General features: G+C 37.0%; 13 protein-coding genes. 1 reads left to right on the plus strand and 12 read right to left on the minus strand.

The window, feature by feature from the left end; all coding sequences use genetic code 11:
* Positions 1-156 precede the first annotated feature (156 nt).
* The 8 genes from CD29_RS15675 to CD29_RS15710 form a co-directional block, all read right to left on the minus strand.
* Complete coding sequence (locus CD29_RS15675) at positions 157-3,369, minus strand: DEAD/DEAH box helicase (RefSeq protein ID WP_036188938.1); 3,213 nt, start codon at positions 3,367-3,369, stop codon at positions 157-159.
* Between the two features lie 294 nt (positions 3,370-3,663).
* On the minus strand, positions 3,664-5,202 hold the full coding sequence (locus CD29_RS15680) for an acyl-CoA carboxylase subunit beta (RefSeq protein WP_081976293.1): 1,539 nt from the start codon (positions 5,200-5,202) through the stop codon (positions 3,664-3,666).
* Between the two features lie 16 nt (positions 5,203-5,218).
* Positions 5,219-5,998 carry an enoyl-CoA hydratase gene (locus CD29_RS15685; protein WP_036188943.1) on the minus strand — a complete coding sequence of 260 codons (780 nt, stop codon included), beginning with the start codon at positions 5,996-5,998 and terminating at the stop codon, positions 5,219-5,221.
* Complete coding sequence (locus CD29_RS15690; protein WP_036188945.1) at positions 5,995-6,903, minus strand: hydroxymethylglutaryl-CoA lyase; 909 nt, start codon at positions 6,901-6,903, stop codon at positions 5,995-5,997. Before CD29_RS15690 ends, CD29_RS15685 begins: the two co-directional genes overlap by 4 nt.
* A 13-nt stretch (positions 6,904-6,916) precedes the next feature.
* Positions 6,917-7,129: an acetyl-CoA carboxylase biotin carboxyl carrier protein subunit gene (locus CD29_RS15695; protein WP_036188948.1), complete on the minus strand. Its 213-nt coding sequence runs from the start codon at positions 7,127-7,129 to the stop codon at positions 6,917-6,919.
* Positions 7,130-7,228: 99 nt separating this feature from the next.
* Positions 7,229-8,572, minus strand: a complete 1,344-nt coding sequence (locus CD29_RS15700; RefSeq protein WP_036188951.1) for an acetyl-CoA carboxylase biotin carboxylase subunit — start codon at positions 8,570-8,572, stop codon at positions 7,229-7,231.
* Positions 8,573-8,593: 21 nt separating this feature from the next.
* Positions 8,594-9,736: an acyl-CoA dehydrogenase family protein gene (locus CD29_RS15705; protein ID WP_036188954.1), complete on the minus strand. Its 1,143-nt coding sequence runs from the start codon at positions 9,734-9,736 to the stop codon at positions 8,594-8,596.
* Between the two features lie 74 nt (positions 9,737-9,810).
* Positions 9,811-10,440, minus strand: coding sequence for a TetR/AcrR family transcriptional regulator (locus CD29_RS15710; protein WP_036188956.1), 630 nt, complete (start codon positions 10,438-10,440; stop codon positions 9,811-9,813).
* Positions 10,441-10,710: 270 nt separating this feature from the next.
* Between CD29_RS15710 and CD29_RS15715 the strand changes: the two genes are divergently transcribed.
* On the plus strand, positions 10,711-11,943 hold the full coding sequence (locus tag CD29_RS15715) for an MFS transporter (protein ID WP_081976294.1): 1,233 nt from the start codon (positions 10,711-10,713) through the stop codon (positions 11,941-11,943).
* 98 nt (positions 11,944-12,041) lie between these two features.
* On the opposite strand, the gene CD29_RS15720 is transcribed toward CD29_RS15715, so the two are convergent.
* The 4 genes from CD29_RS15720 to CD29_RS15735 form a co-directional block, all read right to left on the minus strand.
* Positions 12,042-12,545 (minus strand): YkyB family protein, encoded by a 504-nt coding sequence (locus CD29_RS15720; RefSeq protein WP_052124206.1) that lies wholly within the window; start codon positions 12,543-12,545, stop codon positions 12,042-12,044.
* A gap of 110 nt (positions 12,546-12,655) precedes the next feature.
* The gene (locus CD29_RS15725) at positions 12,656-13,435 is read right to left on the minus strand and encodes an alpha/beta fold hydrolase (protein WP_036188962.1); all 780 of its coding nucleotides are present in this window, start codon (positions 13,433-13,435) and stop codon (positions 12,656-12,658) included.
* 187 nt (positions 13,436-13,622) lie between these two features.
* Complete coding sequence (locus CD29_RS15730; RefSeq protein ID WP_036188966.1) at positions 13,623-13,829, minus strand: hypothetical protein; 207 nt, start codon at positions 13,827-13,829, stop codon at positions 13,623-13,625.
* A 37-nt stretch (positions 13,830-13,866) separates the two neighbouring features.
* Positions 13,867-14,358, minus strand: coding sequence for a DinB family protein (locus CD29_RS15735; RefSeq protein ID WP_036188968.1), 492 nt, complete (start codon positions 14,356-14,358; stop codon positions 13,867-13,869).
* Positions 14,359-14,411 lie beyond the last annotated feature (53 nt).

Consider the following 14,411-nt stretch of genomic DNA (forward strand, 5'->3'; position numbering starts at 1 on the left):
GGTCATCAAAATGAAAAGCATTTTGATGACCTTTTGTCGACAATCTGAGAGCATTAACCTCTCGGTTAATGCTCTCTTTTAGATTCTAATTGTCCATTTTAACTTATTACGTTATTAATGTTTGTTTGTGTAAAACGTTGTCAGGAACACAAACAATTAAATCATTAAAATCTCCCGTATATCTTCTTCCGTTAGAGTTGTTGACGTTTTATCTTCAAATTCGAGAATGTCTGATATGAGATTTTTCTTTTTTTCTTGTAGCTCATTCATTTTTTCTTCAATCGTACCACGGGCTACAAGTTTAATGACCTGTACAGTATTTTTCTGGCCCATTCGGTGCGCACGGCTTGTCGCTTGTTCCTCTACAGCTGGATTCCACCACAAATCATATAGTATAACTGTATCTGCACCCGTTAAATTTAACCCTGTTCCTCCTGCTTTTAATGAGATTAAAAACACATCACGCTCACCGGCATTAAATCGATTACATAGTTCCACTCGTTCTTCTGAAGGTGTTTGACCGTCAAGGTAAAAATACGACTGGTTGCGGATAGTAATTTCGCGACCAATTAGTTCTATCATTTTTGTAAACTGTGAGAAAATCAACACTCTTCTTCCAGAAAGTCTGGATTCCTCAAGTATTTGGAGTAGCTGCTCAAATTTTGCAGAGCTTCCCTTATAGCCATCGACAAACAAAGAAGGATGACAACAAATTTGTCGCAATCTCGTCAAGCCTGCTAATATGCGAATTCGATTTTTATTAAAGGTTTCTTTATCAAGGTGCTTCAATGCATCAAAACGAAGCTTTGCCAAAAATGCTGCATACAGTTGTTTTTGTTCAGGTAGTAGCTCTGATACACCTAGTTCTTCATTTTTAGCCGGTAACTCCTCAAGCACATCCTCCTTTACTCGACGAAGTAAAAATGGACGAACTCTACCCGCAATTGCTTTTCTTGTTAGATAACTGTATTCTTCTAATCCTTGGAAAAGTTGCGGGAAAACAACATGATAAATTGACCACAACTCTACCTCACTATTTTCGATTGGTGTTCCTGTCAGTGCAAATCGGTTATCAGCTTTTATCTTTTTAACAGCACGGGCCGTTTGAGTTGTTGGATTTTTAAAGACCTGCGCTTCATCAAAGAACACCGTATGAAATGTTTGTTTTTCATACCATGCAATATCTTGTCGTAGTAACGGATAAGATGTAATTAGGACGGATACTTCACTATTCACAATAGATTGTTGTAGGTCTTTTCGAACTTTTAGTTCCCCATCCATTATGATTGATTGAAGGTTAGGTGCAAATTTCATAATTTCATGCAACCAGTTATAAGTTAAGGAGGATGGACATACAATCAAAACCGGCTTCTTAGAAACCCGTATGTTTGCTATTTCTGATTCTATAAAGGCTATACTTTGTACCGTTTTCCCAAGTCCCATATCATCGGCTAATACTCCACCAAATCCGTAGGTTGCGAGAGCTTTCAACCATTTAAATCCTTGAATTTGATAGTCTCTTAAGACCCCTTCTAAGCTTTGTGGTATTTCAAAATCCAACATCTCTGGATGAAGCAATTGATCAAGAAACTGTTGGAATGATTCCTCTGGTGTAAACACTTCACTCTCATCTATCAACTCGAGAAATTTCAAGCTTTCCATAATTGGCATATTAAAAGTGGTTTCGATCCCGTCATCTTGAATCGGTCCTGCCTGTAGGAAGGTTTGAATTTCTTCCATTTCTCTTGTTGTAAGAGATAGTAAAGAGTCATTAGGTAGACGATAATATTTCTGTTTTATTGCAAGTGCTTGTAAAATTTCCTTCACTTGTTTATCTGAAACACCATCCATCTCAAATTTAAATTCTAACCAATTTGTTCGTTCTTTGTTAACCTTTACGGTAATTTTTGGGAATGCACTTTTTTTGACTAGTCGATTGCGAACAGCGGTGGTAGCATAAATCTGTGCAAGTGATTGGAGCTTTGGTAATACATCATTTAAAAAGTCAAACTCGAATTCTTCATTTTGCATAAAATATCCGCCATCCGTTTTCATAAATCCACTTTCGTCCATCATTTTTATGATTTCTAGTTCCTTCTTATAATCTCTAATAATCATTGGACCTTTTGGCTGATCAGACTGTTCTAATGGTTGAATAACTACATGGTCATAATGAAATTCTAAACCTACAAGGAGTTTATTATGTAGGCGATCCAAATAAATCTTAGCGACCAGTGGAGTTTTCCTCATTTCCTCTGTTACCTGTTCAGATATTTGAACCTGGCCAATCTTCCTCAATCCAGGTACTACTTTGTTAAAAAATAAGTCTATTTGTTCATGTGGAATTGTTATAGAATTCTTACTTGGTGCTATAAGCATTTGCTGTAGTTCAGTTAGACGTTCACAATCTTGTCCTTCTAACTGAAAAACTTGGCCATCACTCAAAACCGCATTATAAGCACTAAAAATCAATATTTGTTCGAACCCTCTTATAGTCAATCGAAATTCAGCATCAATTGAATCTACTAAAAATTGTAAAGGTGGCGCTCCATCAACTAAACGTAATGGTTGGGTTGCTTGTCCATCTTGCACAATCAATGTGTCGGGTGTTTGTTCGAGTAAAGGGATAAGTCCACCCCAAACAGATGGCGGTACAAGTAATACATCATTCCCGACTAATTTGGATGTGTCATTCGGTAAAGCATTTATAAAAGTCAATTCATCACGAGCTACTCGAATTAATTGATGGAAAACAGCGTCAACTTCATTGCTAAAACAATGTTTGTTTGGGTCAAAGGTTAGGGTTGACGTTAATGCGCATAAATTTCCTAACTTTACGTGTTGAAGAAATGATCGAATCTGTGAGATTTTAGTTTGTCCTATGTATGTCTCTACTCCAAACAAACATTGCCCTTTTCCAATTGAGAAAGGTTTAAGTATAAACCTAACGTCAAGTACATGTCTGTTTTCAAAATGAAGCTGATGACGACTTTTTCGAATCGGTTCGTCCTGAAAAAGTGTCATGATGCCGTCTGACAGTGGTCTTTCATGCGAGTGTATATCAAGTGTTTCTGTTGATTGATTCCCTAGCCGTTTCTTTTCAAAAATGGCCAGTAAAACAGCCGCAACATGCTGACAATTCTTGCTAAAATTCTCAAGACTAGGACAGCTGCATGATGCCTGAATATGCCCAGATTCATTTTCGATTGTGACAAGGAATTCTTCTGCTCCAAGGACAGTAGCTGTACATAGATTTGAACTATAATCGTTAATTTTTACTTTATTTGCTTTGTAATAAGAATCGCCTCTTTTATAGGAGACGGTACCACATATTTCTTTAATGATTTTATGATTGATTTTAATGTCCATGCATCCCGCCCCTTCCATGCGATTTGTGCTAGAAATCTCGTTAATTATTACTAGTGCTTATTTTATCACGTATTTAAGTGGCTATCGACAAATAACAAAGACTCAAGTGATTCTAAGGTTAGACTAACTAGTCAAGGTTATATTTAATGGGAGGTAACTGAAGTATATTTCCAAAGAAAAGAGGAGGAATCGTAAATAATATGGTTCAAAATGAGGTTATTTAAAAAGTACCAGGCACATAAACTTTTTCTGAATCGTTCAGATAGTTTGTGTGACTGGTACATAAAGAAAAAATTATACTGGGCGAACTCCATGTTTTTTATTTACACTATCTAATTCTTTAGATTTATAAACTTCGATTCGCTTTTCTAGCACTTCTCTTAATTTATTAGGTTCGATGACTTCATCAATTATTAGTTCTGAAGCTAGTTTGTAAATATCAATTTCTTCGCGATATTCATTTCTTTTATTTTCAATAAAACTTGCTTGTTCATCTTTTGGCATTTCTGCAATTTTGTTTGCATAAACGGCATTTACTGCTGCCTCAGGTCCCATTACTGCAATTTGTGCACCTGTCAGCGCAATACATACATCGGGTTCAAATGCTGGACCAGCCATCGCATAAAGCCCCGCACCATATGCTTTGCGCACAATGACTGTAATTTTTGGAACAGTTGCCTCACTCATTGCAAAAATCATCTTCGCTCCATGACGAATGATCCCTAACTTTTCTACTTGCGTACCAATCATAAAGCCTGGCACATCTGCTAAGAAAATTAATGGAATATGGAATGCATCACAAAGTGATATAAACTTTGCTGCTTTGTCAGCTGAATCGTGGAATAACACTCCACCCTTTACACGAGGTTGATTTGCAATAATACCAACCGATTGCCCATTAATACGAGCTAATCCTGTGATAATCTCAGGCGCAAATAATTTCTTAACTTCACAAAACGAATCCTCATCGATAATACGGTCGATTAGATCATACATATTAAATGCTGCGTTTTGATTTTTAGGTATAATTTCATCAATCGTCTTTTCAAACGACGCTGGTACTTTTGGGGTTTCTAAATTTGGCTTATTTTTAAAGTTGGCTGGGAAGTAACTAATGTATCGACGTGCATAGCTAATTGCTTCTTCCTCCGATTTTGCTAATACGTCTCCACAGCCTGAAACCGTGCAATGCATTCTAGCGCCGCCCATCGTTTCAAGATCTACCTTCTCTCCAATTACCATTTCGGCCATACGTGGCGAGCCTAAATACATAGAGGCATTCCCCTCTACCATGACAACAACATCACAAAATGCAGGGATATACGCACCACCTGCTGCTGATGGTCCAAACAGTAAACAAATTTGTGGGATTCTTCCTGACAATCTTACTTGATTGTAAAAAATTCGCCCAGCGCCTCTGCGCCCTGGGAACATTTCAATTTGATCAGTAATTCGTGCACCTGCTGAATCTACTAAATAGAGTAAAGGTACACTTAACTTTTCCGCAGTTTCTTGAATGCGAATAATTTTTTCAACAGTATGTGCACCCCAAGAGCCAGCTTTCACTGTTGAATCATTCGCCATTACACATACAGTTCTTCCGTGAATTTTTCCAATACCAGTTACAACGCCATCTGCAGGTAGGTCTCCAGCAAGTATGTTCGCAAATGCACCATCTTCCACTAGTAAACCTTCATCGAATAGTAATTCTAGTCGTTCGCGAACGAACAGTTTTCCTTGTTCTTTATTTTTTGCGTGATATTTTTCGTGTCCACCTTTTTTTATAGCTTCTTCATAGTTTTGATGTTTATTATCAACTGAAAGATTTGCCATTTTTCCCATCCCCCTTTTATTTACCTCTATATAAAGGCGAGCGCTTTTCCTGGAAAGCTCTTAGTCCTTCTAAACGGTCCTCTGTATAAAGCAGACGGCTATAAGCTAATGATTCAATTTGTAAGCCCGTCGTAATATCTGTTTGTATCCCTTGATTGATCGCAACTTTTGCCTGAATAAGTGAAAGTGGGGCATTTTTCGCCATTTCAGCTGCAAGCGCTTTGGCTTCCTCAAGTAAATCTTTAGCAGGAACAACCTTCTCCACTATGCCGTACGCCAACGCTTCATCAGCTGTTATTCGACGAGCAGTAAAAATTAGCTCCTTTGCCTTTCCTACCCCTATTAAACGAGGTAAACGTTGAGTTCCACCGGCTCCTGGAATAATGCCAAGCGCCGTTTCAGTTAAGCCAACTTTAGCATTGCTACTTGCAATTCTAATATCACAAGCAAGTGCCAATTCCAACCCACCACCAAAAGCGACACCATTAATAGCTGCAATAACTGGCTGTGCCAGTAATTCAAAGTGATTAACTGTAAGTCCAATTAATGCAACGGTTTGGCGTACTTGTTCTTCACTCATACCTTTACGTTCTTTTAAATCTGCTCCCGCGCAAAACGCCTTTTCTCCATCGCCGGTTACAATAACAACTCGAATGGAACGGTCGTATTGGATTTTTTCTAACTCTTCATTAATTTCATGTAACATTTGAATTGAAAGTGCATTTGCTGCTTCTGATCTCATGAGCGTTACGATTGCAATTCCATCTTCTAGTGTTACATTTACAAAGTTTGTCATGATTGTTTCCCCCCATGTGCAATCATTACTTGCTTTGAGGATAATTTTCTCCCTATAACTTCTTCCACAGAAAGTGCTGCATCAGTTATGCGATCCAGTTGCACCCCAGTATCGATTCTCATTTCTTGTAACATATATAATAAATCCTCAGTTGCTACATTTCCCGAAGCACCTTTCGCGTACGGACAACCACCTAATCCACCAATCGCACTATCAAATTTCGATATACCATGCATTAAACTGACTACGGTATTTGCAAGTGCTGTTCCTCTTGTATCATGGAAATGCATCGAAAGCTGATCCGTTTTAAAGTATCGCAACAATTCCTTTAGCAATATATCTACTTGTGTTGGTACGCCTATCCCAATCGTGTCACCTAAAGAAATTTCAGAAACCCCCATTTCGAAAAGCTTATCAGCTATTCGTAATACTTGTGCTGGCTCTGTATACCCGTCATATGGACAAGCAATCACTGTTGAGATATAGCCACGTACTGTTTTACCTGCGGCTAAAGCACCATCAACAACTTCCTTGAGAATTGGAAAGGTTTCATCAATCGATTTATTTATATTCGCATGGTTATGACCTTCGCTTGCCGACATAAATATGCTGACTTCATCTACATTGCTTTCTAACGCTCGCTCGAGTCCTTTAACATTCGGGACAAGTGCTGCATACGTTACATTAGGATTCCGTTTAATGGCTTTTAACACATCGACCGCATCGGCTAATTGTGGAATCCATTTTGGATGAACGAAGCTCGTCACTTCGATATAATCGAGTCCTGTCTCACTTAAACAATCGATTAACTTTACTTTTTCAGCTGTTGGAATAAAGGCATTTTCATTTTGTAATCCGTCGCGTGGGCCTACTTCCTTTAGTTGAACTCGCTTTGGAACATCCATATACAAGTCTCCCTTACTCGATTTCTACTAAATCATCATCACTATTGATGAAGTCCCCTTCTGCTGCAATAATGCGCTTTACTGTACCAGCTACTTCTGTTGCAATTGGAATCTCCATTTTCATAGACTCTAAGATAACAACATCTTGACCAGCTTCAACTTGCTCCCCTTCTTGAACTAACACTTTCCATACTGTACCTGCCATAGTAGCTTTAACTATTGTCATAATTACCCCTCCATTGAATTTAATAAGTAGAAGAAATGGCCCTTTGCAATTTGATATTGTATATTTCAGTTTATCGGGCCCTTTCTCCTTCCTATGTTTTTATTTTGATAAATAATATTCTTCTACAAATTTAGTTGTCGTTACTCCTTCTATAAATTGTGGATGCGTGACAATATCAAGTAACATCGGAATATTAGTTTGAATCCCCTCAATTACATAATTTCTTAAAGCATCCGCCAATTTCACACAAGCCTCACTTCTTGTCTGCCCAAACACTATCAATTTCCCAATCATTGGATCATAGAACGGTGTCACGACACTGCCTGATCCAATTGCTACTTCATGCCGAATTCCATCTCCCTTTGGTAATTGTAGATGTGTAATTTTCCCTGGCGACGGGAAAAAAGTTATTGGATTTTCTGCATAAATGCGCACTTCGATTGAATGTCCGTTTCGGTTTAGACTTTCTCGAGTAAATGCCAAAGTTTCACCATTAGCTACTTTCAATTGCTGCTCGACTAAATCCAAACCTGTAATTTCTTCAGTCACAGGGTGTTCTACTTGTAATCGTGTGTTCATCTCTAAGAAATAAAAGTTTTGCTGACTATCTACTAAAAACTCGATTGTCCCTGCATTCGTGTAGCCAATATGCTTTGCTGCATCTACTGCTGCATTGAGCATTTTTTGTCTAGTTTCCTCTGATATGAATGGTGACGGAGCTTCTTCTACTACTTTTTGATTACGGCGTTGTATCGAGCATTCTCTTTCAAAAACCGGAACGACATTTCCGTGCTTATCCGCCAATACTTGCACTTCCACATGGTGTGGCTGGTCTATATATTTTTCGATAAACATCGTGCCATCGCCGAAAAAGCTTTGTGCCCGTTTTTGATTTCCTTCAAAGGCTTTACGAAGTTCATCTTCGCTATCAACAAGTTGCATTCCGATACCTCCGCCACCTGCTGATGCTTTTAACATCACAGGATATCCGATATCCTCCGAAGTTTTAACTGCTTCATCTACATTTGCAATTGGATCATTAACGCCTTGAATAATCGGAACTCCAGCAAGCTCCATCGTTTTGCGTGCCTCAATCTTACTCCCCATTGCTTGGATTACATCTGATGTTGGGCCAATGAATACAAGACCTGCATCTTCTACACGTTTTGCAAAATTCGCGTTTTCAGATAACAAGCCATATCCTGGATGAATTGCTTGTGCACCAGATTTTTTTGCTACCTCTATAATTGCATCAATATTTAAATAGCTCTGTGCAACGGGAGGTTTCCCAATGCAATAGCTTTCTGTCGCCTCTTTAACATGTAAACTTTCAGCATCTGCCTCTGAATACACAGCTACTGTATCAATACCAAGTTTGTCGCAAGTTCGAATAATGCGGCGTGCAATTTCACCACGATTAGCGATTAACACTTTAGAAAACATGTTGATTCCACCCTTCATGTATTAGCAGCCGAGTTGTCTTGATATAACTACTCGTTGAATTTCTGAAGTCCCTTCACCAATTTCCATTAACTTAATATCACGTAGGTGGCGTTCTACATCATATTCCGCCATATAGCCGTAACCACCGTGTATTTGTATCGCCTGATTACATGTTCTAAAGCCCATTTCAGATGCGAACAGTTTCGCATATGCTGCTTCCTTTTTAAATGATTTGCCATTGTCCTTAAGCCATGCAGCTTTGAACACCATGTTTCGTGCTAATTCAATTTCCATGGCCATATCTGCTAATTTAAATTGGATAGCTTGTAATTTTGATATTTGTTGACCAAACTGTACTCGTTCCTTTGAATATTTTAACGCTTTTTCAAATGCAGCTTGGGCGATACCAACTGAAAGTGCAGCAATCGAAATGCGTCCACCATCTAATGTATTTAAAAATTGACCGAATCCTTTCTTCTCATCACCTAACACATTTTCTTTCGGAACACGTACACTCTGCAATACAATTTCACACGTATTTGATGCTCGAACGCCCATTTTTTGATAATCCGAACGAATCGTTACTCCAGGAGTATCAGTTGGTACAATGATTGCTGTAATGATATTCTTACCGCGGTCGTCTTGACCTGTTACAGCTGTTACAACAACTTGTCGCGCATAGCTCGCATTGGTAATCCAACATTTCTCCCCATTGATAACCCATTCGTTCCCATCTAAATGTGCTTTCGTTCTAGTGCCTCCTGCGTCTGATCCAGCATTAGGTTCTGTTAAACCGAATGAGCCAAGTGTTTTCCCTTGCGCCATTGGAACTAAAAATTCTTGCTTTTGTTCTTCTGTACCGAAATTATAGAACGGTGTAGCTCCTAGACTTACCGCGGCAGCGTAAGACAACCCTGTTCCACCACATGCACGACCAATTTCTTCTACTGCTAGTGCATACGAAACTGTATCGCCATCAGATCCTCCATATTTTTCAGGAAATGGAATACCAAACAGTCCAAGGTCTGCCATTTTATCGAAACTTTCTTTACGGAAAGCGTGCTTTTCGTCTAGCTCCCTAGCATGTGGTGCAATTTCTGCCTGTGCAAATTCACGAACCATATCCCGAACCATTTGTTGTTCTTTTGTTAAATCAAAGTTCATTGTGAAAAATCCCCTTTCCCCTTTTAAGACCGACTAGTCGGTCTGTAATATGTTTTAAAAAAACTAGTTTTTAACTAGTTATTTTCCCCTAAACGAATTAATTGTAGCTCTTTGGCTTCGTTTAACCCCACTTCAGTAACAATCCCACGTAAAACAATATCATTAAAATAGGCTGTAATCTCTTCCATAGATAATGGACCTTCACTCTTATACCATTTATATGTCCAGTTAACTAATCCGATGATAGCCATTGTTGTAATACTAGTCGAAATTTCTGATCGAAAATGTTTACTTTCTTTGCCGTCATCAATTACTCTTTCAATGAGTTTACGATATTCTTTTCTTTTTTGATATATAGTGTCTTTATACTCATCTTGTAAATAGGCACTTTCATCATAAAAAACAGTGATATGTCTATTGTATACGTCAAAAACATGCGTAAATGAAACAAGCATATTATATAATCTTAAAATTGGAGAATCATAACTTTCGTATACTTGTTTTGTTTCTGCTAATACATGGGAAATAAATATATCGTGTATTTCGTAAAGTAACGAATCCTTCGACTTAAAATTGTGATAAAAACCTCCTTTTGAGGTTTTAGCTTTTTCAACTATTTCATCGATTGTTACTCCGTGGTACCCCTTTTGCTGAAATAAATCGAGTGCGGTTTCAATAATTCTTTCTTTTACTGACTGCTTCAAGTTCCTTACCTCCTATATCACTCCCTAATCTGCTAATTTATATTAGGCTATAATCTAGGATGATGTTGGGAAAAATATACCATTTGTTAAAAGCTTAGTCTAGTAAAATATTTCACTAATTAAAATTATTAGACAAAAATCTATGGCGAAAAACAACTTTATATATTTTAAAAATCAGGAAAGAATAAGTTTGTAATGATTTAAAAAGTAACTCTTTAGACTTACTAATCATTAATTTTTACTAAATAGCCTTGGAAGGCGGTCTTTTAAATGGGAAAAATTAAAGTAAAACTTTGGACAAACCAATATGTCATAATTATTGCTTTATCTTTAGTAATGTTTGCTTCTTTTTATATGATTACCGCAGGTTTTCCTATTTTTGTTTCATCTATTAGTGATAATCCTACGATTGCTGGCATCATGACCACGACCTTAATGACAGCATCTCTGATTACTCGCTTCTTTGCTAGCGTCATTATTCAAAAAGTTAATATGAAATTGCTCCTTATAATTTCCATGATTTATTTTATAGGTACTATAGGTCTTACCTTTTTAAGTGATGCTATTTGGTTTTTAATATTCATCCGCGCACTCCAAGGAATTGGCTTTTGTATGCTTACAACATTAGTCTTTACCATGTCTAGTAATATTGTTCCTAAATCTCGACTGGGTGAAGGAATTGTGTTTTTCGCTATGTCAACGAGCGTTGGAACGACAATTGGACCTTTAATCGCAATTTCTTATCTTTCGAATTATTCCTTTCAGTCAATGTTAATGCTAACCCTGGGACTGATGGCTTTTTCTTTTGTTTGTAGTTTATTTACTAAAAATAGTCCTGTTAGTAAAGAAGAAGCAAGCCCGCAAGAAACTAAAAATGAACCTTTTTATAAGTATATGTTTGATAAACGTGTCCTACTTCCCTGTATTTTGGTGTCATTCAATTATATGACCATAGCAGGTACTGTTAATTTTATGGGCGCGTTTGGGAAAGAAATAAATGTAGGCGGTAGTATTTCTCAATTTTTTATTGCTCAAGGGATTGCAATGGTCGTTGTCCGTGCCTTTTCTGGTAAAATATTCGATCGATTCGGTCACAGAATTTTAATCATTCCAGCAGCGAGTTCCGGAGCAGCAGGTTTACTCTTACTCGGCTTCGCTGCTAGTATGTGGATGGTTATAGTTGCAGGAGTATTATTCGGAATCGCTTTTGCAGTTATCCATCCGATTTCTCAAGCTTGGGCATTAACTCTCGTTCCACCTGAAAAAAAGGCAACTGCCAATTCCATGCTTTTAATTTTTATCGATTCAGGTATGGCGATTGGTTCAGTACTACTTGGAATTTTAGCAGGTCGAGTTGGATACGGCATGATGTTCTCTTTTACTGCAGCGATAATGGTAATTATTTTAGTCTTATATCTTTTTGGAAACAGAAAAAAGGTCACTTTTGGGACTAGTAAAAAAGGACCTTCCCTGCAGAAACAAACTCGTTTACGTGCTGGTTAATAAATAGTTATTACGAATGGTCTGAACCAATGTCAAATAGACATATGGAACAGTCCATTTTTCTTTGGTCAATACATAAGGCGAAGTAATGTATGTGTTTACCGTTCACCAAAACGTTTAGCAAATGGTGAAATATATTTTTTCGTTGTGGAAGAAGCGTAGGGATTTGTTGGTTGAGGCTCTTTCATACCTGTATAAGCAATAAGTAAAGTTTTCGCTTGTTTCAGAGAAAAGTTAGTTTTTGGGTTTCTTTGTTCCTCATCTAAACCTCCTAGGTGTGGTAAAGTTTGGAAATCTTCTTTTGTTGGAGGAAGGTGAAATAAATAATCTCCACAGGAAATTAAAACTGTCGATGTTTGTCTTGAAAGTTTTGGGTTTCTTGAAAAATGTAATCCTAATTTTTCCGCTTTCCCATCTATAATCATTTTCTCTAATGCTTTTTTCTTCAAGTCATATAAAAATTTAGGATTTGTCGCTGCTTTTGCATGTTTATTAATAACAAAGATTGCTCTAGATAAATTTTCAATAGAAAATTCTAGGTGTTGTTCTTTTTTATTATTTCTTTGGTTAGTATTCAATCGATCACCTATCTTCAATAGCATATTTGTATGGTTTATTATATAACGATTTGCTATTGAAATTAAAGTATTATCATTACAAAAAAGAGAGACAAGTTTGCACCTCTTTTCAAAAACTATCTTTTTGCACAATACTAAATAAACTGAGTTAACAGCTGGTTAAATTTATCGCGTTCTTCCCAGAAAGGACCGTGCCCGCTAAATTGAAATGGGACTAGCTTTGAATTTCTTATTTTTTGATTCATCTCTTTAGCTTGTGAAAATGGGATTACTTTGTCATGAATGCCATGGATGATTAAAGTAGGTATATTTATGTTAGGTAGATCAGCATAGAGCTTTTCATCTCTTAAAGTAGTAATGATTGCAGCTGTTGACCAGCTAGCTGCTTGTAGTCCCATTTGTAAAAACCAATCTGAAAATGGTTTTGTAAGATACTGAAAGAAAAAGCCATCTGTTACGTCCTGCATCATTTTCGGACGGTCATTTAAGCATTTTTTCAAAAATTCACTTGCGGTTTCAGCAGTAAATCCTGTTGGAGCTGCCGCATCAACAAGAACCAGCTTGGATACTCCAAATCCATTGTGGCGAGAAACATATCTTATGGCAATTGCACCGCCAGTTGAGTGACCTAATAACGTAAAATCTTTGAGTCGAAGTGCATCAACTAATGAGCGTATATCATCAGCAAGTCTATTAAAAGTATAACCACTCATCGGTCTATCTGACTTACCAAACCCTCTCCAGTCAACACCGATACACCGGTATCCCATTTGTGGTAAGACATTGAATTGATACTCAAATTGTTCATGACTTAATGGCCAGCCATGTAAAAATACAATGGTCTTATTCCCACCTGGGTTTATATCTTCTACATATAATTTTACCCCTGAATCTACAGTAACGTAATATCCTATGGGACTTCCTCCTTAGTTAAGTTAGTTGCCACATTAGGATATTCAGTTACCACATTATAGGTGAGTATCCATAGTATTAAGACAATCTGTACTACTGAAAATTTTACTACTTACTTTTATTTTTTAAATAAGGATACATTAATTTAATTGAGCAAAGCTCCAGTTCGTCAATATTTACAACCAAAACTCAATAAATTGTACCTTTAAATCTACCCGGCTTCTTTACATAGCCGTGAATGATAAATCCACACCCCGTGCAAATAAGATATTGAATTTCTGAACCTATACTCATTTTTCCACGAGGGTACATTGTTCCGTATCCACTATGTTTCCCAATTCCCAGTTCATTTTCTCCACATTTTGGACATTCCGTCACATTCGATGATTGACTCATGTGTTTTGCCTCCCTAATTCAAATATTTTTCATCTGTTTATTCGATAAACTCTAAATCTATATTTCTAAATAAAATGTCTGATGACACTGGTTTTCTATTAAGTTCTCTTGCCCAAATGGAAAGCTGTCCTATATGATGAACTTCATGCAAGCATATATGAAGAAGAACCTTGTCATATGGAAAAAAGGATGGTTCTCTATCTTTACGATTGATTTTCAATACATTATCCATAGCTTCTTTTTTATTCATGTAATCTATTAAAAATAAGTTGGTTTTTTCTTTCATTTCGTTTGAATAATCAATGACTTCATTTAACTTTTTTATTTCTTCCATATTCCTTTGAATGACAGGTTCTTTTAACATTTGGTTCACCCATATTTGTTCACAATCAATTACGTGATACAAAGTATGAAGAAAGCTTCCCATACCTCCAACACGTTTTTGAATTAATTCTTCCTCTGATAAACTTTCACACCATCGGAACCAATCTTCTCGTATTTGCCAATTATATAAGAACAATTCATGCATTACTTTACGGACCTCCAACGTTTAATTAATTCTCATATTTATCTTATTTCGAC

This window comes from Ureibacillus manganicus DSM 26584 (genome assembly GCF_000772945.1).
Classification (GTDB): domain Bacteria; phylum Bacillota; class Bacilli; order Bacillales_A; family Planococcaceae; genus Ureibacillus; species Ureibacillus manganicus.